Origin of the sequence: Anabaena azotica FACHB-119, from assembly GCF_014697625.1 — a bacterium.
In the GTDB taxonomy this organism is placed as follows: Bacteria; Cyanobacteriota; Cyanobacteriia; order Cyanobacteriales; family Nostocaceae; genus Trichormus; species Trichormus azoticus_A.
This window is the reverse complement of sequence record NZ_JACJSG010000074.1, coordinates 1-24,042: the sequence shown is the minus strand read 5'-3', so window position 1 is coordinate 24,042 and position 24,042 is coordinate 1. Positions and strand designations below refer to the sequence as shown.

General features: G+C 40.8%; 16 protein-coding genes. 13 read left to right on the top strand and 3 right to left on the bottom strand.

Annotation, left to right across the window (positions count from 1 at the left end):
- Positions 1 to 176 precede the first annotated feature (176 nt).
- From H6G83_RS32330 to H6G83_RS36315, 5 genes are all read left to right on the top strand, one after another.
- Positions 177 to 464 carry a hypothetical protein gene (locus H6G83_RS32330; protein WP_190479848.1) on the top strand — a complete coding sequence of 96 codons (288 nt, stop codon included), beginning with the start codon at positions 177 to 179 and terminating at the stop codon, positions 462 to 464.
- Between the two features lie 821 nt (positions 465 to 1,285).
- A complete protein-coding gene (locus H6G83_RS32325; RefSeq protein ID WP_190479846.1) occupies positions 1,286 to 2,107 on the top strand; it encodes a class I SAM-dependent methyltransferase in 822 nt (273 codons plus the stop codon).
- Positions 2,108 to 2,114: 7 nt separating this feature from the next.
- Positions 2,115 to 4,415, top strand: a complete 2,301-nt coding sequence (locus tag H6G83_RS32320) for a two-partner secretion domain-containing protein (protein WP_190479844.1) — start codon at positions 2,115 to 2,117, stop codon at positions 4,413 to 4,415.
- Positions 4,416 to 4,417: 2 nt separating this feature from the next.
- Positions 4,418 to 6,040, top strand: a complete 1,623-nt coding sequence (locus H6G83_RS32315; protein WP_390823323.1) for a ShlB/FhaC/HecB family hemolysin secretion/activation protein — start codon at positions 4,418 to 4,420, stop codon at positions 6,038 to 6,040.
- 46 nt (positions 6,041 to 6,086) lie between these two features.
- Positions 6,087 to 8,507: a CHAT domain-containing protein gene (locus H6G83_RS36315; protein WP_206759017.1), complete on the top strand. Its 2,421-nt coding sequence runs from the start codon at positions 6,087 to 6,089 to the stop codon at positions 8,505 to 8,507.
- Positions 8,508 to 8,515: 8 nt separating this feature from the next.
- Here the strand turns inward: H6G83_RS36315 and H6G83_RS32305 are convergent, their stop codons facing one another.
- Both H6G83_RS32305 and H6G83_RS32300 read right to left on the bottom strand, forming a co-directional pair.
- Entirely contained in the window at positions 8,516 to 9,490 is a 975-nt protein-coding gene (locus H6G83_RS32305) for a hypothetical protein (RefSeq protein WP_190479840.1), read from the bottom strand.
- A gap of 46 nt (positions 9,491 to 9,536) precedes the next feature.
- Positions 9,537 to 11,399 carry a serine/threonine-protein kinase gene (locus H6G83_RS32300; protein WP_190479838.1) on the bottom strand — a complete coding sequence of 621 codons (1,863 nt, stop codon included), beginning with the start codon at positions 11,397 to 11,399 and terminating at the stop codon, positions 9,537 to 9,539.
- Positions 11,400 to 11,769: 370 nt separating this feature from the next.
- On the opposite strand from H6G83_RS32300, the gene H6G83_RS32295 reads away from it, so the two are divergent.
- From H6G83_RS32295 to H6G83_RS32280, 5 genes are all read left to right on the top strand, one after another.
- Positions 11,770 to 13,281, top strand: coding sequence for an NB-ARC domain-containing protein (locus H6G83_RS32295; RefSeq protein WP_190479836.1), 1,512 nt, complete (start codon positions 11,770 to 11,772; stop codon positions 13,279 to 13,281).
- 10 nt (positions 13,282 to 13,291) lie between these two features.
- Positions 13,292 to 13,498 (top strand): hypothetical protein, encoded by a 207-nt coding sequence (locus tag H6G83_RS35040; RefSeq protein WP_206759016.1) that lies wholly within the window; start codon positions 13,292 to 13,294, stop codon positions 13,496 to 13,498.
- 747 nt (positions 13,499 to 14,245) lie between these two features.
- On the top strand, positions 14,246 to 14,776 hold the full coding sequence (locus tag H6G83_RS32290; RefSeq protein WP_190479833.1) for a hypothetical protein: 531 nt from the start codon (positions 14,246 to 14,248) through the stop codon (positions 14,774 to 14,776).
- The gene (locus tag H6G83_RS32285; protein WP_190479830.1) at positions 14,770 to 16,392 is read left to right on the top strand and encodes a hypothetical protein; all 1,623 of its coding nucleotides are present in this window, start codon (positions 14,770 to 14,772) and stop codon (positions 16,390 to 16,392) included. The genes H6G83_RS32290 and H6G83_RS32285 overlap by 7 nt, the downstream gene beginning before the upstream one ends.
- A gap of 4 nt (positions 16,393 to 16,396) precedes the next feature.
- Entirely contained in the window at positions 16,397 to 19,888 is a 3,492-nt protein-coding gene (locus H6G83_RS32280) for a plasmid replication protein, CyRepA1 family (RefSeq protein ID WP_190479828.1), read from the top strand.
- A 135-nt stretch (positions 19,889 to 20,023) separates the two neighbouring features.
- Here the strand turns inward: H6G83_RS32280 and H6G83_RS32275 are convergent, their stop codons facing one another.
- Positions 20,024 to 20,686 (bottom strand): tyrosine-type recombinase/integrase, encoded by a 663-nt coding sequence (locus H6G83_RS32275; RefSeq protein WP_190479826.1) that lies wholly within the window; start codon positions 20,684 to 20,686, stop codon positions 20,024 to 20,026.
- A gap of 332 nt (positions 20,687 to 21,018) precedes the next feature.
- Between H6G83_RS32275 and H6G83_RS32270 the strand changes: the two genes are divergently transcribed.
- The 3 genes from H6G83_RS32270 to H6G83_RS32260 all read left to right on the top strand — a co-directional run.
- Positions 21,019 to 21,648, top strand: a complete 630-nt coding sequence (locus H6G83_RS32270) for a hypothetical protein (RefSeq protein ID WP_313937610.1) — start codon at positions 21,019 to 21,021, stop codon at positions 21,646 to 21,648.
- Between the two features lie 84 nt (positions 21,649 to 21,732).
- A complete protein-coding gene (locus H6G83_RS32265; protein WP_190479824.1) occupies positions 21,733 to 22,035 on the top strand; it encodes a hypothetical protein in 303 nt (100 codons plus the stop codon).
- 4 nt (positions 22,036 to 22,039) lie between these two features.
- Positions 22,040 to 24,042 (top strand): hypothetical protein (locus H6G83_RS32260; protein WP_190479823.1); only part of this gene is annotated, 2,003 nt, incomplete at its 3' end.

The following is a 24,042-nucleotide window of genomic DNA, read 5'->3' as shown; positions in this document are numbered from 1 at the left end:
TGGACTGGAGGGGACGGAAGGAGCAACTGGAATCTTGGGAAGGAACTAGGGTGAGTGAGGAGCGATCGCTTGTACCTCAATCTTGGTGATTGCTTTTACACAGTAAAATTATTGATAAGGACATTAACTTAAACGTTTTAACTCTTTGTGAAAAAGTCACAGAACCTTAGCAACACATGAAGCCGATGATCAAAAAGTCCGATTTACGCATCATCAAGAAAACTATCGCCCCACAGTCTCCACTACCGCCAGTTGAGCCAGCCGATGATATTGATGATTTTGTTGATGCTGTCAGCCCTTCTTTTGACGAACAACCAGATTTAGCGCCGCAAACCTCAGCTACAGACACCTACAAACCCCATACCCCAGTCGCAGATTATCCACTAGTTAGGTCGGTAGGTAACTCCGGCTGGCAGGTATCCGACATCTGGCGCGACCTGCGTGTGGATGCTTTTTGTGATTGATTTTACGGGGTGTTATGCCCCATCCTCAAGCGATCGCTTATCGCTTTTATCTTCTGGTAGATTTGCACAGAGGCTATTCCCTGAAGTTGACTATGTAGATGGGTTGTTTGGTTATCATACCAAGTTGTGTTCAAAGATAGTTGTTTTGGCAGGCAAGGGAGCAGGGGGCAGGGGAGAGTAAGATACTATTTTTGACTGCAACTTAGTATCAGAACTAAATTTCAAATTCTTTACACTTAATTCTTAAATATTGCAATTGTGTTTTCTTCTACTGTTTTATACCTACAAGAAACTTTTAATAGTTCTCTTAATTAAATAAAACATTCAATTAGACGTTTATAAACGCATATATATAGAACTGGCTTTGTTTATTATTTCAATAAATATTCTGCCTATTTTTACACACCTTTAGATAGATGAAATATTAATTTAAGAGTGCGTATTGGATAAATAATTATTTTTTTGAACATCAAACCAAAAAAATCAAGATAGTTGCTTGCTAAATTGTTCATAATATGTAAAATTTTTAGATATTACTCTTTAAAAAGAAATTGACTCACTTCCTTTATTCTTGCAGCGCTGTTAGCAATAGTAGCGTCCTAGCTTTTTATGAAATCTAATACTAGTAGTGTTATAGTTATAGGATTTTTCTGTTCCCTTATGACTACTTTTCCATCTAACGCACAAGTTATCCCTGATACAAACTAGCCCAATAGTATAACTACTTATTTTACGTTTTGAAATTGCCTTCACTTCTAAAAAAGGCATCAATCAATACTTAAAACACAATATTTTTGCTAAATTTTTTAGACTCCATTTATATGAATCAGCCATACAAAGAAAAACTTTATCAAAAAGATTTTGTACTGCTATCTGCACCATTAATGGCTGCATATAGAGCAGTTGAGAGTCAAAGAAACGATCGCTTATTTGATGATCCGTTTGCTGCTAAATTAGTTACGCCTGAAGCTCAAAAAATTGCATTAGAAGATCCAGAGGAAGAAGGCAGAGCTTTTCTAGCTGTTCGTACCCGTTTTTTTGATGATTTTCTTCTGGGTTCGGCTAGTGTTGCTCCACAAATAGTTAATTTGGGCGCAGGAATGGACACCCGTGCATTTCGTTTGAATTGGACGCAAGAAACGAAATACTTTGAAATTGACTATCCAGAGGTATTAAACTATAAAAACGAAATTCTCAAAGATGTACCTACTATTTGTTCCCGCTATTCTATTGCTGTTGACCTAACGGATACGAATTGGGTTGAACTTTTACTCCAGCAAGGGTATGACAGAAACATCCCTTCTGTTTGGCTACTAGAAGGATTAATCTACTACTTAGGTGAAACAGAAGCTCACAGTTTACTTAAAACAATTGCGGAGCTAACAACTATTGATAGTTGGATTGGTTTAGATTTGCTGAACCATCTGTGCAAAGATTCCACTTATGATGAATTTTATCAAGGTTATTTCCGTTCTGGATTCGACAACCCAGAAGAATTACTAGCTGCTTACGCCTGGGAAGCAGAGGTATTACAGCCAGGAGAAGAGGGGGCAAACTTTAATCGCTATATTTATCCTTTCCCGCCACGCGATCATGAAAACGTAGAGCGCGTTTTCCTTATCAAAGCTAAGAAAATAATATAAAATCTTTATGAAACAAGTATTAACTAGGTTACTTTTTTTAACAACTAATGTTCTTTTATTGTTTGAAATAACAACAAAATCAGCTAATTCTCAAATTGTTCCAGATGCAACATTAGGAGTTAATTCTCAAGTTACTGTAGACGGTAATGTTACTACTATTACTGGTGGTTCTCAAGCAGGCAGCAACCTGTTTCACAGCTTCGGACAGTTTTCCTTGCCTACTGGTACACAAGCTCACTTTAATAATTCATTAGATATCCAAAACATATTAGTTCGAGTTACGGGTTTATCTGCTTCTAATATTGACGGACTACTTCAAGCTAACGGTACAGCCAATTTATTCTTGATTAATCCCAATGGAATTTCTTTTGGCCCTAACGCTAGTTTAAATATTGGTGGTTCGTTTATAGCAAGTACAGCAAACAGTATTGAATTTGCAGATGGTACTGCATTTGACGCAGTACCTTCCCCAACCCAAGCCCTACTTACAGTTGCCATTCCCGTTGGCTTAAGATTTACAACCAAACCAGCCAGTATTCTAGTTGCTGGTGACGGACAAGGCGCAAGAACAGGATCAGACCTCATAGATACGACTTCTGGGCTGCGCGTACAACCAAATCAAACTCTTGCTTTAGTCGGCGGTGATATGACGCTAACAGGCGCAACAATCAAGACCGCAGGTGGGCGAATTGAATTAGGTAGTGTATATGGAGAAGGTTTAGTTAACTTAACGCCCACTGATAAAGGTTGGGTCTTAGGTTATTTAAATATCAAAACTTTTGCGGATATTCAATTATCTGATGCAGCCGTCGTTGATGCAAGTGGTAGCGGAGGTGGCGATATCCGCGTAAATTCAAGAAATTTATCTTTAACTGGTGGTTCTCAACTTGAAGCCAGCACTTTAGGTACTGAAACTGGAGGCAGTATCGAAGTAAACGCAACAGACTCATTGACTTTAGTAGGATCGCCCGGTTCTGATTTATTTTTAAACACGACTATTGCAGCTGAAGTTTATGAGGGGGCAACTGGTACAGGTGGTAGCATCAACATTAATACTGGACGTTTGCTTGTTGCAGACGAAGCACAAATATCTGCTGGTACATCCGGCATTGGAAATAGTGGTTCTATAGCTATATCAGCTCGTGATGTCGAAATAAGTGGAAAATCGGTGATTACAGATTCTCCATTTGGTAGTTCAATAGCTACTGTAGTTGAACCGGGTGCAACTGGTGCTGGCGGTGATATTAATGTCAGTACCCAAAGATTAATAATCCGTGATGGAGGAGCCGTATCAGTCTCTACCTATAGTCAAGGCAATGGAGGCAATTTGACTATTAAAGCCTCTGATTCTGTTGTTGTAACTGGACAATTACCAGGGTATGGTACTTTATCTTCCAGCAGAATATCCGCGTTAACGTGGGGATCTGGAAACGCAGGCAATATAAATTTAGAAACAGGACAGTTATCTTTAGCAGATGGAGCAAGAATAAGTGTCAGCAGTGAGTTCCCCTCTGTAGATATTCCCATTGAAAACCCAGGCACAGGAAATGCAGGAAATCTTCAAATTAGTGCTAATAAAGTCGATTTAACGTCTGAAAGCTCCATTTTGGCTGCTACATCTGGTGGAGAAGGAGGTAATATTTTTCTAACATCCAATAATTTAACTTTGTCTAATAGCTCTATTAATACTAATGCTCTTAATGCAGGCAACAGTGGAAATATCAATATTGATACAGGTGCATTGGTATTGCAAAATAGCCAAATTACAGCTAATGCCATTGAAGGAAGGGGCGGCAATATCAAAATTAATGCTCAAGGTTTATTTGCCTCCCCAGACAGCAAAATTACGGCTACTTCAGAAAATGGGCTTGACGGAACAGTACAGATCAATGCTCCACAATTAGACCTTTTAAGCTCTGGCATCAAAAACCAATATTTCCAACCTAACTTAGCTTTCAACTCATGTTCACCAGAACCCTTCAGCTTACCGGATGAGTTAACCATCTTCCCGAAAGGCGGATTCCCACGTAGTCCTGATGATTACTTGACTCCGATCTGGGGCTGGACAGATCCCTCTGCACCCATTCCTACCAAACCACTCCCCCAAACCCAAACCCCAACCCAAACGCAAACACAGAACACAGAAAATATAGTGGTAGCGCAAGCATGGCGCAACAACGGCGATGGCACTGTCAATTTTACCATTACGCCAGATCCGGCTGGCGATATCACCGCGTACAGTTCGCCAATAAAATCCCCTTGCATCAAGAGAGCCACAGACACAAGAAGTACAGAGGATGGCAAATAAGCGTGAGTTTACAGTTTCTCCTGGCATCTTTAACTGCGGCAAGTCCTAGTGTGGTTGCCGCAGATATTTCCACTATACAGCCACCTTCAACACCTTTAATTCCCCAAAGGAAAATTCAACCAAACGACGCGGTAAAAATCAAAGTCAAAGGTTTCCAATTTGAAGGAAATACGGTCTTTTCTCAAGAGGAATTAGAGAAAGTCTTATCAGAATTTGTAGGTAAGGAAATCACTTTTGCAGACTTATCAAAAATCAGTGATAAGATTACCAATTATTATGTAGAGCAGGGATACACCAACTCTGGAGCTTATATTGGCGTTACTCAAAATCAAGCCATACAAGCCGATAATGCGATAGTGACTGTTTCAATTGTCGAGGGGCGAATAGAAAAAATTAATATTGTGGGTGCTGAACGACTACACAACTATATTCGCGCTCGTATTCCACAACCAATTCTAAATAATAAACGCTTGCTGTCCGCTTTACAACTGCTGCAACAAGACCCACTAATTGAGAAGATTTCGGCTTCGTTAAACGATGGAGGAAAACCAGGACAAGCTATTTTAAATATTTCTGTACAGCCAAGGCAGGAATTTCAAGTCAACATTGGCTTAGATAATTACCGCTCTCCAGTGGTTGGTACATTCCAGCGTCGCATTGATGTATCTTATGCTAACCTATTGGGATTAGGCGACGGTTTCAACTTGGGCTACAGAAATACAGATGGCAGTAATGCGATCGCACTGCGTTACTCTGTGCCAGTCAATTCAAATAATGGTACTGTTAGCTTGCTTTACGCTAATGTTTCTAACAATATCATTGAGCAACCGTTTAATTCGTTGGATATTGTAGGAGATGCACGAGCCTATGAACTCAGTTTCCGCCAACCTCTAATCCGGCAGGCTTCGACTAGTTCAACCCAAGAACTAGCGTTGGGGCTTACTGTTTCCCGACTAGAAAGCGAATCATCATTGCAAAATACTCCTTTCCCCATCTCGGCCGGTGCAGATGAAGAGGGTCGCACAAGGGTTTTTGCACTCAGGTTTTTTCAGGACTGGTCACATCGAGGAGTTGACCAGTCTTTGTACGCTCGTTCAACCTTTAGTTTTGGTTTAGATGCACTAGATGCTACTATCAATCCCGAACCTCCCGATGGGCGTTTTTTTAGTTGGGTCGGGGAAGCTTTATGGTTAAAACGTTTGGGTCATAGTAATACTTCCCTTGCTGTAAGATCACGTCTGCAATTGGCAGATAGACCATTACCTGTATTCGAGCAAATTAGTCTTGGAGGCATCAATAGTGTCAGAGGTTATCGTCAAGATACTTTTATCGCTGACAACGGCTTTCTTTTATCTACAGAACTACGCATTTCCGCTTGGAAAACTCCTACTCAAGAATTGCAAATTGCTCCTTTTGTCGATTTTGGCACAAGCTGGAACAACAATAGTTTTGATATTTCCAGCCCAACGGGTAGCTTAACCTCTGCTGGATTAGCTCTCCAGTACAGAAGCGATCGCTTCAATGCCCGTCTTGACTGGGGCATTCCTTTTAATGAAATAACCAACAACTCGAACACATGGCAGGAAAATGGAGTCTATTTCTCGGTCAATTATCAATTATTTTAGAAAAATTAAGTACCTGATTTTAGCTCTGATATTTACATTAATAGTAGTGATTAATCACCGAGTAATATTAGCCGCTACCCCAAACCTAGAAATAGCGCGATCGCTGACACAACAAGGATTTTCGCAATTATATAATGGAGAGGCTGAAACTGCATTAAAAACATGGCAATCAGCTTACCGAGCTTATGAACAATTAGGCAATAAGCCAGGTATGGCTGGCAGTCTAATTAATCAAAGTTTGTCCCTTCAAGCACTGGGTTCCTATGCTAGAGCTTGTCAAGTTCTTACTCAAGCTTTATCAATAGAAGAAAAAATCTGCCCTAGTTCTTTACAAAGACAAGCCAATATTTCTCAAACTTTATCTTTTTTAACAGCAGTCCAAGAATCTCCTACACAGGATTTTACGCTTGTTGGATTATATAATTTAGCCAATGTTTTGCGAGTTCTGGGTGAACCAGAAAGTTCTTATGTTATCCTCCAAAAATGTTTAGACTTAGCCAAGCTTTCAAAAGATACAGAAATCCAAAATAACTTATTGCTAAATCTAGCTAATACGGAAGTAATACTTTACAATCAAGCCAAGAGTAAATATCAACTCACTGATGACTTTACGGCTCAAACAAAAGCGCTGATCTTAGCCAAGTCTAAGTTTGACGCTGCCCAACAGTTGTATCAACAACTTATTAACAGCCCCAGTAATATTTCTCTACAAGCTAAATTAAACTTACTGAAATTACTCCTAGACAATAAATTATTACTATCTCAAGATATACCTTTAGATATTTCTATCTCTAATCTAGTAAACGATATTGTAACTAATTTAAAACAATTTGAATTACTCCCAAAGATTGAATCTATTTATAGTCAACTTAACTTTTCTAAAAACCTCATAAAAATTGTTAACAATCAGGATATAAAAGTAAAAGATTTAACTAAGACTAATCTAGTATCATTAGCCTTATCCTTATCCCAAGAAGCATTAGCCAATGCTAAGAAATTAAATAACTCCAGAGCGATCGCTTATGCCAATGGGATTTTAGGATATCTTTATTTTACAAGAGAAGAACCATTAAAAGCCGAACATTCTTTTAATGAGGGAATGTTATATGCTCAAGCGGTACAGGCTTGGGATATTGCCTATCAGTGGCAATGGGAATTAGCAAGGCTGTCTCAACTATCTGGTAAAATCGAGCAGGCTAATCAATTTTACGCTACTGCTATTAAAAATCTTGATAAAGTTCGTAGTGACATTTTATTATTTAACTCGGATATTCAATTTGGTTTCCAAGAAAAGGTTGAACCTTTATATCGGGAGTATATTGTTCTATTATTGAATAGAGATAAGTCTAGTAAATCATACGAAAGACAAGCTACTGAAATTCAGGAACAACTTAATTTTGCTGAATTAGAGAATTTCTTACGCTGTGGAAGATTTGCTGAAAACGCCATAGAAGTAAGAAACAATAAATCAAAGGATTTACCTTATATTATTTACCTCATCAAATTAGCTGACAGAGTAGAAATTATTGTAAAAACTCCCAACGATATTTATCGCCATACAGTAGATTTAGCTATAATATCTGAACCACTTACTAATCTATTGAATATTATTCAAAAAACTGATTCTGTTAATACTAAAAATTATGAATATCTTTCTTATTCTCAAACTGTATATGAACTTTTGTTCGAGCCTATCAGACAATATTTACCCACTTCAGGACAATTGGGGTTCGTTTTAGACGGTTATTTTCAAAATTTACCTATGAGTATATTACATGATGGTCAACAATACTTGTTTGAGCCATACATTATCTCTATAGGTTCTAGTGCTAAACAATTACGACAATCACATTTTAACCCAACTCCAATTTTAGTTAGTGGCGTTTCTCAAATTGGCCCTAGCTTTAATAATCCCATTGTTCCTAAAGATTTACCTCCTCTACCACAAGTTAAGAGAGAGATTGAAGATATCAAACGAAGTAATCCCTCTGCTCTCACATTAATTGACTCTGAATTTACCCGTGACCGATTTCAACAAGATATCGAAAGTAATTCTTTTTCAACCATACATCTAAGTAGTCATGGACAATTCAGTTCTGACCCTGAACAAACTTTTGTTTTGGCTTGGGATAAACCTCTGGATATCCAAGATTTAAAATTATCTTTTCAAAATAAAACTAATCTTGATTTACTTGTCTTGAGTGCCTGTCAAACTGCCAAAGGCGATCGCCGTTCTTTTCTAGGTATTGCTGGGGTAGCTGCACAAGCTGGAGCGCGTGGTGTATTAGCGAGTCTTTGGCTAGTTGATGCTGAATCTACTGCCCAATTAATGAGTAAATTTTATGATGGCTTAAACCAAGGACTCACTAAAGCAGAAGCATTGCACTTTGCACAATTGAGTTTATTAAAAAGCGATAAATATTCCCATCCTTATTACTGGAGTGCTTTTGTTCTTGTGGGTGGCTAAGTCATCTTTTAATTATTTTTACCCCCAGTAATTTTTAACCTAGTCTCTACCTTAGATAACTCGACACTGTTATTTGTTTGTTGTGCTAATTTTTTAGCTTGGAGATACGCTTCGTTGGCCTTCTCAGGAAAATGAGCTATCAAGTAGCGATCGCCTAACAATCTATAAATAGTTGGATTGGTTGAACCTGCTGCGACTCTAGCGTTTAATACTATTATCGATTCGTTGACTAAATTTTGTGCTTCATACACTGCATCCATATCAATCGCTAACGAGTCAGGCGACTGCTGGAGGTTCTTCAAAATGTTGATAGTCTGTTCTATCTGTTGAAGTCTCTGGGTTGGCACTAACAGTAACAGCGCCTCGCTACCATCTATTACTTCATCGCCTCGCATAGCTAATATGTCTATGCTGTATGCTTGCCCTGGCTTCAGTTCTGGCTGTTCTTGCGGATAGGGCAGAGTTTCGCCCTTGACTTTCACTTGCCAGTTGATACCTCCGTTTCCTCTAACTCGCACAATGTAGTTGGTAGCTCCGTTTGTTCTCAACCAGGATAATGTCGGTCGCACGTTGTTGATTACCACTCCATACGGTGTAATCTTACTCGGCTTGTTCTCTTCATCCGGCCCTTTAGGGATGACGCAGTTTCTTCCTTCTAAAACATTACATCCTCTACCTTCATTTGTCTGTAGTGGCAAACAATGTTTACCTACTACGTCAGTTGGGATGTCTATGATTATTCCTCTTGCGTAGCAGAGGATTTTTACCTTCCTACCATTAGCTGCGTTAACTCTGTCCTCACTACATAATTTTGTTAAAGGCTGATGGTAAATATCTCCACTTATCACTTTCGCTGTTGGTTCACACGCGGCTTTAACTTGCCGAGTTGCCCTCACTACATTCTGCCCCCACACAGGAATTACACTGACATTCACTAATATCAATCCTAATAAAATGGCTCTAATTTCAATTTTCTTAAACATGAATTTCTATACTTATTTCTACAAACTGTTTATTAATATACTAAAATTATTTCTTTTTAAAGATGCGTTCTATTAATTCCCCTCGCCATTTTTGTACTTCTGGCAACCACGTATCCATCCTTGCTAATAAGCATATTTCGCCGTAACCACTTGCAGAAGTTATATCTCCTAATGCTTCTTTCGTTTTTGATAACAAACAGTAGACATCAACTCTTTGTGAATCTAACTCGAAGGCTGTTTGCAAATCTTTATCCGCACCTTGATAATCTTTCTGTATTAGTTTCGCCCATGCTAAATTTTTATATAATACCGCTCTTAACTGTTTATCACTAGCTGGCGCTTTTTTTAATCCTTCTATTGCTAGTTTTTTAGCTTGAGCATAATTCCCTTGTAAGTTATTCAGCCTTGACAAATTATTCACAGCAATTAACGCTTGTTCTTTACCATATTTAATTGCTAATTTATATTGTTGTTCGGCTAAATCATATTTTCCTTGTCCCTCATAAAAATTAGCTAAATTGTAATGTCCTGTCCATGAGTTTGGCTCTAACCTAAAAAGTTGTTGGTAAGTTTTATTTACACAATCTAAATCTCTCAATAATTGACAAGCTAACGCTAAATTATTATATGAGTCTACATCGTTTGGATTATATTTAGTCGCTAAGGTATAATATTTTTTTTCTGATTGTAAATCCTCCTTTACTCTTCCTGCTTTATCAAAGTAAAACTTAGAAATTTGATTACTTAGCTCAGGACGAATCTTTACTGCTTGGTCAAATAGCTGTTGCGCTTGTTCTGTTTTATTTTCCGCTTCCAGCTTTTGTCCTTGTGCTACTAAATTTCTCGCATACGCTGGTAATCCTAGCGTATAACCTAATAACCCTAGTAAACCAATGGTTGCGATCGCTGCACTGAATTTGAAAGGTTTCGACCTTGTTAATCTATAAATCTTATTTTGCTCAGGTAGCTTTTTCAACCGCCACAAAATCATCTTAGTCGTTTGTGGTCGATGTGCTGGATTGGGAGCCATTAACTCATCAATAAAATCTGCCAAAGGCTTATCTATCTGTGGTGCTTTATGTCTCCAGATTAGTCTGCCCGTACTATGATTTGTCTCTAATTCTCTTAATTTTGCCCCCGTTACCAAGCGAACCATAGTTCGACCTAAAGCATAAAAATCCGACTGTGGAACCGCATGACCATGTGCTTGTTCTAATGGACTGTAATAATGGGAAATTACTTTGGTAATTTCGTAACTACTGATGGTTGCCTCAGTTCCTCCAGTTGAGCCTACTTTGGCTAAATATGTGTCAGTTATTTGCCGCACAGCCCCAAAATCTACTAAATGTAATTGTCCATCTGGATCTAAAATTATGTTTGCTGGTTTAATGTCTCTATGAAAAAATTCTGTATGATGTACTATATCTAATATTGCTACTATTTGTTCTAACCAATCTAGTGCTAAAGCTTGCGAAATTGGTCGATGAGCCTCTATCCATTCTTCTAAATTTTTCCCTTCGATTTTATCCATCACTAAACATCGAAATTTGAACAGGCTATTCTCTGGTTCTACCGTGAAGTAGTCATCAATTCCGTTTGTTTGGGGAATATTTGGATGTGATATTAGTTGTAAGGCTAAGACTTCTCGCTCAAGTCGCTCCACAAATTGAGGCGAATTTCTTTTCAATATCTTCATAACTCGCCGCTTACGCCCAGGATTCCACTGCGTCCCAGAATCCTCTACTTCAAAAATCTCATTGTCCGAAAACGGGTTGTCTAATTCTCTTAATGGTTTGACTAGACGGATACGCTCATTGATCACTAACGATGTACCGCAAGCAGCGCATTCGGCGGCATCATCAGGATTCTGCCGTTGCTTACACAAAGGATTTATACAGTAACACGACATCTTGCTTTAACTTATCATTTTCGCTATTGACAGCACTGCAAAAATATTCCCTATGACTATTGCTTTTATTTACATTTAATGCTTTAAAGTAAAATTTTTCGGTGACTCGCAGTCACTTTACGTAAAAAATTAGATTTTTACATCTAAAAGATCCCATCAAAACCCTCATATAGTAAGCCTTAAGCAGTATGTGACTAATCTGGGTGACTTTTTTTTGCATAAAAACACTCATTTAATCTTTTAGAAGATACACTCATAAGCTAAAATGCTGATAATATTATAAGTGACTTAGAGTCTTAAAAATCAAATAGCCATTTGATTTTACAAACGTTTCTTGCGGAACTTACGTACCAAAAGGAAAAGTTCTTTTATGGATTTGAGCATTGAGCATGGGGTAAATTTTCAAGATTCTTTTTCTTCATCATTTTTGACACAAGAGCAAGAGCAACAACCTCTGGAGTTATTACAGTCTTCCCCAACCGTATCCTTTTATCAAGCTCTAACTGTAGTCAACAATATAATTTTTGCCGAGAAAAATCGCTGCTTGAGCGAACCTGAGATCGCTGTCCTCAAGGGTGCATGGGAAAACCAAGATTTTTCTGAGATAGGGCAGCAATCTGGCTATAAGGCTGGCTATTTACAACGTCGTATAGCTCCTCAACTGTGGAACTTGCTTTCGGAAACAGTAGTCAAAGGACAGCAGGTCTTCAAGAGAAAAGTACGACCTCTGCTTACAGAAGTTGTTATAAATTATTATCAATCTAATCCCCAATTAGAACTTCCTTTATTTGATAGCCAGTTTATTAAAGGCCGACTTCCTGACTCTAAACTATCCAATTTTTACGGCAGGCAACAAGAACTCTACCATTTAAAAAAATTAATTAATAATCATCGTTGCATATCTTTAACAGGTGTCCCCGGTGTTGGTAAAACTGCTCTGTCCGCAAAACTTTTAGCAGAACTTAGCTTAGACTCTACTCAACACTTTGATTTCTTACTTTGGAAATCAGTAACTCACTCAGTACGTCTTCAAGATTTATTAAGCGAACTAATTGATTTAATTCAGCCAGATACTTCCCTCAACTTACCTGAACATACTCAAGCTTTGATTACTGTCTTAATTAAGCATTTACAATCCCATCGTTGTTTACTTGTACTCGATGGTTTTGATGTTTTGTTTAAAACCCCTAATTTAGAACAAAGATTAGATTATAAAATATTCATGCGTCGGCTGTTAGAAGAAGAGCATAAGAGTTGTTTATTACTAACTTGTCGAGCTTTGCCTAATGAAATTTATGCCATGAGCAAACATAACCGTTCTATTCTTTGTTTTCGAGTAGAAGGTTTAGATATAGATGCTGCTCTGAATTTTTTATCGGCTCAAGGTTTAACAAACCAAAACGATTGTCTTGATTTAATTAAGACCTATCGTGGTAATCCCTCAGAATTAGCAACAGTAGTTCAAAGGATTAAACATTTTTTTTCTGGCAGTACAGAGATATTCTTTCAACATAAAACTACTTTTATTACTGATGAGTTTCAATCAATGTTAGATGAAACATTTGGTGAATCTTTGGAGCCGACCGAACGTTATATTATGATTTATTTGGCTAAAAATTTAGCTATAGACACCGCGCCGATTAGTTTTAGCGACCTATTGATGCAAATCAATTCTTCTAATCAAATATCGGCTTCTACTTCGGCAATTATTAAGGCTTTAGAGAAGTTGGAACGACTATCTTTAATTGAAAGCATTAAAGACCCAAACACTAAAGAAATCGCCTTTACTTTGCAACCTGTAGTCAAAAAATACATTAATACTGACCCCTTGGGCCTTGTACAGCTACAAAAATCTTTCCCATCATTAGCTAACGCATTTTAGAGAGGTATTTATGCTTTTAATAAAAAACAAAAATCTAACTACTAAAATTTTGACAATAGATAATTATGCAGAGACTTTGCACAAAAAAATGTCTCTGTCTATACAATTAGCTTTGAACGCAGCTAAACATTGGTTTGCACTGCATGAGCTTAAGCAAAAAGTTTTCCCCAGCCAATCTACAGATGAGATCCATAACATACTACTAGGGTTGGCTTGAGAGAAACCCTTATAAAATGGGGTAATTTTATTAGTTTTTACAACATAGGAGGTGACACAACTTAACATTCAAAATTTCGCTAGATGCGAAAAGTCCCGAAGTTTTGTAAGATCAAGCTTGTCAATCTTGCGTAAGGAGGAATGCAAACAATACATAAAAATTGAGGCAAAACCTACTAAGGAGCGGGTCTTGCCAGTAATGCCGGACAATTAAATAGCCTCAGAGCGGGGTTGATCTCGGACTGACGAAGAAAGTGGGCTTTAAAGTTTGGCGACTTGAATCCACTGACTTGTCAAGAAGACACCACGTAGCTTTACTTTGCCAATTATAGCGATAAAGGTGCAGGGAAAGGCAACTTTTTACTGCCCAATTTTTGGTGAATTGGTAAAAACTTAAGATTTAGTTAAGTTAAATTTTGTAAAGTAGCGTGAATAGAAGCAATCCAGCATTCTGAATCCAGCGAAGAAAGCCCTTCCAGAGTCGAGCATGAGTCGGGAAAAGAGTGCGATCGCCTGAACAATTCGCTGCTTTTCGCAATTCGCAATTCGCAATTGTGGAAAGTAGATTGTTAACTCGTTTTGGCTGCTGGATTCAGAATAGAAGCAATCTCGTGGGAACAACACAGGGGATATAGCACCAAGAGGTGCGGCTACATCTAAATCCCTAACTGCGAATTGCGAATTGCGAATTGCGAATTGAGAAAGGCTCCCTCTGAGACTGAAAACTCAAGTTATCAGAGGTAAAACCGTGAAAAATCAAGAAAATCCAACACAACTGTTCAGTTGCAAGCTGTCAGGTGTGGTAACTGTACCAGATAACCACAGCTTAAGTGCTGTGGCATGGAAGAAAAAGCTGATTAGTTCCTTCCCCCAGCCCCGATTTAAAGATGTCCTAACAAGAGCGACAGTATTACCGAGAGTAAGCTGGTTCTGGCATAGCTGTGAGATGATGCAGATATGTCAACAAGCGATCGCAATAATCGCCTTGGACACGCATGATTACAGAAAGATATTAATCGAGTGCGATGAGTTGGCGATTCGCTTACAAAACTTAGATCCATCAGCCGCACTGTTATTAATGGTTTCCCCAGGGCAAGATTTCGCCTTTGGCATTGACCTGACCACAGGGGAAATGTTCAGTACGCACATTCTGTTAACTCAAAAGCAGCGACCCAGTACCCCCGGCTTACAAAAACAATTAGCGCTTAACAATTGTGTTCCCCTACCAGTTCCAAAAGTAGTCAGCAACATTGAGTGGAACGGGAGAAAGATATGCTGACACTAGAACGAGGCTCAACAGCAGCCCCTGACTACAGCACTCTCAACTCCAGCATTAAAGAAACCTTCACCGCCCTAGACCGCTACGAGTGGCAGGCAGTAGGTGAACTCCAGAAAATGCGGGACGGTGAACTTTATATTGAAGCTGGGTACACTTCTTTTAAAGAATACTGCGAACGTGAGTTGTCAGCCTGGGGTGGATTCCGACGAATCAACCAACTGTTGGGAGCGAAGCGAGTTATTGATACGGTTGGGGAACTAGGTGAACATATCAGGAATGAACGCCAAGCCCGTCCGTTACTGCGTCTATTACAGGAACCAGAAAAGTTGAGGGAAGCTGTAGCTTACGCGATCGCGGAAAACCCCTCGCCCAGTGAATCGGACTTTGCTTTGGCGGCGCAGAAAGTGGTTCCACGAACTCCACGCCAAAAAACTTCAACTACCGAACCAATGGTTCCTCAAGGAGTCAAAGTTACGTCACCATCACACCCCCGTTATGGAGACGAGGGAACCATCCAAGCCGACGCACCGAACCCCTCCCAGCAGATTGTTACTTTTGCTGATGGTGAGAAGCTGTTGGTTAATAATGATGATTTAGATATCCCAACATCACCAGTAGAACGGACTTACCCGAATGGATATGCCGAAGCGATCGCCCAAATAAAGCAACAGCATCAGCAGGAACTAGAGCGACTTGAGCAAGAGTTGAGGATTAGGTTAGTGTCCGAAGCCAAAGCCCAGGCTGAACAACAAGTACTTGAACAACTCATTGCATCGCAGCAGCTATACCAGCAGCAGAAGCAGCAAAACATCGAATTGCAGCAGCGTTTGGATGAAATGGAAGCGCTCCGGCAGTTGGAAGTAGAAAACCAACAGTTAAAGCGGCGTATTCAGCAACTAGAGAACGCTGTAGAAGAACGTCCCGCCCAGCAGTGGGGCTTTGGAAAAAGCAGGGGGAGAGGTGCAGCAAGGGGAGCAGGGGGAGAAATACCAATTCGCAATTCGCAATTCGCAGTTAGCAATTTAGATAATTGCGAAAAGCAGCGAATTGAAAATTGCGAATTGTCTTCTGCCTCCCCTGCTTCCCCTGCCTCCCCTGCTCTCTTCCTCGACCTGCGATCGCTGGCACAGGAACCACCGAAAGAAAACGCCCAAGAGTGTTTACGCTTGATGGGCATTGCTTTGAGTAATCTGGCGACGGCGATGAACAATACTCAAGCGTTGCAAGCAGCTGCAATCATCCTGGGAAGTGAACCGAACAAGAGTGCGATCGCCCACCGTGCCGAACAATTGCAACTATTACCCCAGGCGGTGACTGATATTCGGCAAGTGCTAGCCCAGCCTGGGTGTACTTGGCAAGACTATATTACGGTGGCTACTGAGTATGAGGTTATCAAAGCAGACTATCTGGCGGAATTACAACCCCAAGAAATTGAATTAATTACTGCACTCGAACAAGCCTCAAGTTTCAAAACCACCGAACCAATGGTTCTGTTCTCTACCCCAACCGAAGATGGTTCACCTTCAAACTTCACAAACAATGAACCAATGGTTCCTAACTCTACCCCAACTGACCCAGAAAGACAGACCGATATTTTAAAAACGAATTACGGCTAATTAAATGACAACAGAATATCCTAATAATCTCACCGCCGCCGAGTACCATGAGCTAGCGGTGGGTAGCGCCATTCATCCTGAACTGATTGAGCGCAATTTCCGGCATATTGAGGGTGAGGAGGTTTACGAGTATCTATTCATCTCCCCTGATATCCCCCGGAAGAATGCAGGCCGAGTAACTGATGGATTTTTGAAAGCATATCTGCATCTACTAGCCGGGGGGATGTGGATATCTGGGCTAGACCCTAAGAATGACTGGCGACCAATGGAGTGGGGAAGGTTGAAGCCTACCCAACCGAGAATCGATTGGCAAAAAGGGAAGCTGGTTAAGTACGAATCCCCGCCGAAGACAGCCAACAGAGTCACCTACTTTGATGTACCTGATTGCATTTGGAGACTAGTAGCACTACGGTACAATATCAAACGATACCACTCCCCTTTGACACAACGACTACAAGATAAACGCCGCGCACTGATATTCTGGGAGTGGGTCATCGCTAACCCACAAATCCCCATAGTACTATGTGAAGGCGAAAAAAAGGCCGCTTGTTTATTGTCACTGGGTTTTGTAGCGATCGCACTACCGGGAATCTGGAATGGACGAGTCGGACGCAGAGATTTTGACGAGAGGCTACACCCAGACTTATTACCACTAGCCCAACCAGGGCGTAAGTTCCAAATACTATTTGACTACGAAACCAAACTTAAAACCCGTTGGTCAGTTTATCAGGCGACAATTCGCACGGGTAAAGTGATTGAAGCGGCGGGCTGTGTATGTGAAGTGGTGCAACTGCCAGGCCCTGAAAAAGGTGTGGATGATTTTGTAGTTGCACGCGGTGAAGAGGCTAACGCGCTAATGACTGCGATCGCCCTAGATGCCCTATCACTCAAAGACTATCAACAATCATTTTTGGTGCAGCACCGGGGGTTGAGGAAGTACAAAGCTGACCTAATTCTTGAGGTGCAGTATCTAACTCAAGCCCTGGTGATGACACAACAGGAACTACTGCAAGATGAAGCTCAACCAGAAGCTTCCACAGTACCTATTTCACCCTCAGTTTGTTTAGAACCACCCTCAGATAGTGATTCCTCACCTAAAAAATCTAGACTGAAGAAGGGGAGCAACCAACAACCAAAACGCTTTCTCTTCCCCGCCTCTGGATTAGTCGTACTCATAAGCGATATGGGTACGGGGAAGACAGAGTTGATGCGGAATTGGCGACTGGCACACCCCGACCAAAGGTTTCTCAACAATGGCCATCGGGTTAACCTATTGAAAAACTTGGATGTCCGTCTGGATACCGTGATGTACTCTGATTTGGGTTATGTGGGGATGGCCAAAGCCAAAGCCTTATCCATAACCATCGACAGCTTGCATAAACTAAATACCCAGGCGCTGACATACGGCTGCATATTTATAGATGAAGCTTGCCAGTACCTAACACACTTACTTTTGAGTAAGACTTGCAAGGAACATCGGGCGATAATTCTAGAAGTGCTGCATCAAATAGTGTACAATTGCCCGTTGGTGGTTTTGTCCGACGCACATATGGATGATACCACCATTGACTTTTTTATGTCCATGCGTCCAGAAGGTGAGCAGCCTTACATTATCAAAAACGAATGGCAAAACGGCGATCGCACAATTTACTGGTACGAGGGTGACAACTCCTCAGCCTTGGTTGCCAAGATTAGCGCTGCAATCATGACTGGGCAAAAAGTCATGGTAGTTTCTGACTCTAAACGCTTTATTAAGAAAATTGAAAAGGCTCTTTTGACTCTACAAACTGTGGTATGTGACGATAGTTCTCCACCACCTCAAGGAAGAAGGAATTTACGAATTTGGTCAGTGCATTCTGATAATTCAGGCAGTGATGAAAACGTCACATTCATAAAAGATATTACCAACGCTGTCAAAAATATAGATGTGTTATTAACCTCTCCCAGCCTGGGAACTGGGGTTGACATCTCGCAATATCATTTTAATGTGGTGTTTGGGGTATTTCATGGTGTTAGTCAGACTGCCACCGAATGCGCTCAACAGTTGTGGCGTTATCGTCCAAAAGTACCCATCCATGTTTGGGTGGCCCCCAAGCCCCCATATGGATACCTTGACACCAACCCGACTAAGATTAAAGAACAGTTACTTCAAACCAACGAGATAACAGCTTTTCTATTACGGATTGACCGCGAAACAGGTAAGCGTGGGGCGGAAAAGGATTGGGCGCTAGATGCCTACTGTAAAATCAAATCTGCTCGTCATCAGTCTATCAATAATTTGCGTACCGACCTGCGCGAATTGTTGAAGCAGATGGGCAACGAGATTGTAAGAGTTGGAGATGAAAATGATGCAGAGACTTGGGAATTGTTGAAGGCGGCATCTGACTCTCTCGACTCGGCTCATCATCAAGCCGTCGCCAGGGCAAATAACATTTCCAAAAGCGAGTACCGCGCACGGCAAACTAAGGACTATCTCTCACCCGAAGAAGTCTACGAATGCGAGAAGTTCCGTATTTCGGACTCCTACGGTATGGAAGTTACGCCAGAATTGGTCGAGATTGATAACGGTGGTCGGTTGATAAGTGCGATCGCTGCCCTCGAAGCTATCTTATCTCCACCAGAATCAACGATTGATGACAAATACCCCACTCCCCCGGCAATAGTCGCTAACAAAGACCGTGCTGAGAGAGACAACTTACCATTCTGTATGGACTGGGGCAACTACTCGGCGCGGTGGCTGGCTCGTTTTAACCTGGGGCTGCACCATATTCTCACTCGGCTCGTCGCTGGGGAGGAAGTTAGGGCGGATGACCAACAGCTATTGAAGATGACTGCGATCGCCATTGACTGCGCTGCTCACATCAAGGCTATCTTGGGTTTCACTGTCCCAAGCGACCCCAAACCAATTTGGCTGCTGGGGATTTTATTGGATCAACTGGGGTTAAAGTTAACTTACCGCAAGCAGGGGCCTCGCGGTCAACAAGTTAAGTTATTTTCTTTATCTAAGAAAGAATTAGACTTTGCACAACAAGTCATCAATCACCGACAAACAATTCGCAATTCGCAATTCGCAATTCGCAGTTCGGATAATTGCGAATTGCGAACTGATAATTGCGAATTGGTATTCACCCCCCCCCAAAATGGTATAGTAAATTCCCCTTTTAAGGAGGGGGGAACTACCGCTCTTGGAGCAGGGGGAGCAGGGGGAGCAGGGGGAGAATTTACTAATAATTCCTCCCCTGCCTCCCCTGCCTCCCCTGCTTCCTCTCTTCCTGACCGAAATTTCATACTTCACGGGCTGGAAATGCTGCGTTCTAGTATTTCCTCTGGGCTGGAAGCGGTTAAGGGCATTCTCCGGCGCTGGGATAGGGACTTGCGTTGGCTGGTCGTGCTGGAGTGGGAAGAAGTCGCGGCGGCTGAACTGCGATCGCTTGAAGCAACTGTGCCTGATTTTTACTCGCTGCTAGATGAGTCAATCCTGCCGATGGAGGGGTAATTCTTTTTTTCTAAAATCGCTCTATGCTTTAAGCTACATCGTTTGTGTCTAGATCAGGAAAGGTATATTTCCTGATCTATCACTGGCTGCACAACTTCGTGTTTCTGCGCTATTCCTGTGTAAAATTGCTACTGTCTATTTTCGTTCTCCCTCAGCATCGACAACGCCGCGAGCGCTCCTTTGATCATCAGTAAAATCGCTGCTGTCCATTTTCGCCGGAGTCAACACCGACAACGAAGCGATCGCGCCTTTGACCTGAGATGTTTCCACTTCCAGGTAATTTTGTAGTTGCTCTAAATTCCGATGACCGCTAATTTCTTGAATTACCCGTAAGGGAATGCCAGCATTACTCATCAGGGTCAATGCGGTGCGGCGGCAACTGTGAGTGCTTGCGCCTTCGATGTCTACTCGTTTACAGGCTTGCCGAAAAATCAAACTGGCATATTCTGGATGCAAATGACCCCGCCCCCAGCGACCCGGAAACAGAAAACTTTCACGGGATTTTTCTGGTTTGTATTGTAACAGGAACAGTCTTAAATCTTCTAAGACTGGGATGGTACGTGTGGCGAGTTTTCCTTTGGTGTTCCCCTTGCGGAAAATTAACTCCGGTCGAACTCGTCCTTTGCTGTCGTAAACATCCTTAATTTTTAAAGTGACCGCTTCATTGACACGGCAAGCGGTGTAGATCATCACGGCAATCAGGGTTTTGTCTCGCAACGTTGTTAACCCTTGTGTGAACAGAGCGTCAATTTCTTCTGCTGTCAAGACTTTCGCCTTGCCGTGACCATCAATTTTCACTCTTTTATTACTTCATGGCGATAGTTAATGATCCTATCAGCTACTTATAACTAAAACTAGGGTGCAGAGTTTATGTGAAAAAATTCGTTGTTTTAGACCATAAAACTAATCAATAGTCAACCCCCCTAATTTGGCACTTACTGAACTTTTGCCCAGAATCTTATACTAAGAAGTGATATTACAGATAAGTATATCAAGCAGAAAGCTTACTAATACAGGACTAGATTTTCAGCTACGTAAGCAAGTAATGTAAGCAATATTATAGCAGTACTACAGTTCTGTTTTTTTCAGTACCAGAGTACGTCGATTTTGAGGTTGACTTATTTAAAAATGTGCGTATTCATCAAATCGTTCAGGAGAACGAGATGCGTACATCCTACGGATACGAGACGGCAACAGTAACTCTTACACCAGCAAAAAATGACTCTATGAAAAACAGTACACTCGCACTGATGGGTGTGACTGGAGTGGCAATGATAGCAGAGATGTCTATTCATAACATCTTGCTGGGTGGATTAATGATTGGTGCGGCAATGATCATAGCACTGCCGAAACAAGCCAATTACTTATTCAACAACTTTGATAAAGTGCAGCGAAAGTATGGAGTCAATCTCTATGCGATTTTGTTTGCGTTATTAGCAGTGATTTTTGTACTGGATTTTGCGTCTGCACCTGCTCATGCTCAGTTTTTTCAAAACGCACAAAATTGGATGAAAGATGCTTTTAAAACTTCTGGAGGGAATAATACTCAAATAGGAGAAGTTATTGATTTATTCTTCAATGTTTTGCGAGGATTGTTCTTATTATATGTAGGGATAAGCTTAGTTAGGATTATCCAAGCAGCCCGGAATGATGAGGATTGGCAATCCCTATCAAGAACGCCATTAATAATAGTATTAGCAGTTTTTGTAGGGGATATTATTACTGGGTTAATTGTCAGAACAGGAGGAACAGGCGGTTAATAAGGTGTGAAAATTAGCAACAGATACAAATCAAAAATTCATATGGCTTTGTATCTGTTGCATCCTTGAATAGATGAAAGAAGTATGACCCAAAACCGTTCTTTCCGCACAGTAAATAGGATTCTAGGAGAAAGACCCAAGCTAGGGCCATTCCCCGCCGACCAAATATTTCCTTGGACACTGATAGCAGTAGCGAATGTATTTATATTCAACTACTTGCTGCAAACAAGTTGGCTAGCGACAGGGCTAGCGATCGCATGGGGATGGGCTAGTTGGTGGACGATATCGACTAACAAAGAGTTCTTTGGAAAGTTTGTTGCCACTCCGAGAATTAGCAGAGGCTATATGAAGTATCAATCGGTACAACAGAAGAGGAGAGAAGAATAAAATTATGCCAAAATCTTTGCAAGATAAAATAGGGAAGGGTCAAATAGAAAGTGAGCAGATTAGAGTTGTTAAAATGCTCACTCCTTTCGAGGATGTTATTCATTTAGCGGGAATATGTGATTTAAATTTAGGAGGTAGGCAAGGCGTAGGTGCATTAATTCTCAAAAAAGGAGAAAATATTCAAGTTAAGTTCTGCTTTGACTGCTTGGGAGTCCATCCCAACTTGCCATCAGAGCAAATGCTACCCATTTTTGAGGGGATAGAAGCGGGACTAAAAGAAATACCAGAAGGGGAAAACTTAACAATACATTTAGGGTCATTTACTTCTGATGTAGAGCGACAACAAGAACTGTCGGGGCTAGAATCTAATTGCTCAATTGACCAATTAAAATTATTAATACGCAGTGAAAGATTAAGAACTAAAGAACTAACGCAAAGTGGAACTCGCAAGAATAAGTTTTTAAGATTATGGTGTACTTACACCGTAGTATCTGACGATGAAAGGTCAAAAGATTTTATAGAATCTCTTATTAGAAAATTAGAAAAGGGCTGGTTTTCATTCACAGGGGAAATTCACGCCCATAACAATACTAGAATTGAAAATATTCTTCAAAACTCGTTTAACGATGGATTCTTACAGTGGTCAGCTATCCTCGGCAACAAGATGAAGCTGGGGATTAGGGTTTTAAGCGCTTGGGAAATCTGGTCAGTGATTTGGCAGCAATTTAATCACTCTACTCCGCCAGCAATTCCTAATCCATTAAAAATAGATTCAATAGATGGACTAGTAGAAACTCAAACAAGTGATTTTCACATCCGGCATCTGATGCTAGAGAATGAGGAGTCTGTACCATTTTTTGATAGGAAATGGGTAAAGCTACAAAATAAATATATAGGAGCGCTCAACTTCAGTCAGAAGCCTGGAGGTTGGTATGACGAACAAGCACAATTGCGATATTTGTGGGAATTAATTTCTAGAGATAGTATTTACGATACGGAAATTATTTGCCAGCTAACAAAGGCAAATCAAGCTATCACAAAGACAAATTTGCAGAGAATAACTAAGCAATCAATTACTAACACTTCCATATCTACAGGTAAAGGAAATATTGATGTCAAATCGGGGATGAATATTGAGGAAGCTGTAGAAGCGCAGAAGACAATATATAAAGGTAGTGTAGTTGTACATACTGCAACCGCTTTTTTAGTTCACCGCCCAACGACCAGAGAATTAGATGAAGCTTGTCGATATCTTGCGAGTTACTTCCTGCGTCCGGCGGTAGTAGACCGGGAAACTGAGTATGCTTGGAAACTGTGGTTGCAGTGTTGTCCGTTTGTTTGGGAACCCTTACTGACAAAGCCATTCAACCGACGACTACCTTATTTCAGTTCGGAAGCACCGGGGCTGATGCCATTGATTCGGACAGCCACAGGCGATCGCACTGGGTTTGAATTGATTGCAGAGGAAGGTGGTACACCAGTACACCTAGATTTGTACCAAAACCACAAGAATTTGGCTGTGTTTGGGGCAACTCGCTCAGGTAAGTCTGTGTTAGTAGCCGGGATATTAACCCCAGCCCTGGCGCAAGATATTCCGGTGGTGGCACTAGACTATCCCAAACCAGACGGTACATCCACTTTCACTGACTATACAAATCTGCTGGGTCATGATGGGGCGTACTTTGATATTTCCACCGAATCCAATAATCTGTTTGAATTGCCGGATTTGCGATCGCTCGCTCCAGACCTGAGAAATGAGCGATTGAACGATTTCAAAGAATTTCTTAAATCAGTACTCATGACAATGGTGGTTGGGACGAGCAGTTTTGGTGTGAGTCCGGCGATGATCACCAATATTGAGTCAATTATTGCTCTGGCTTTGAAAACATTTTTCAATGATGATGAAATTAAATCACGCTATAAAGAAGCAATACAAAACGGGTTCGGCTCTAAGGAATGGGATGAAACCCCAACGCTCAAAGATTTTTATAATTTTTGTTCTCCCGC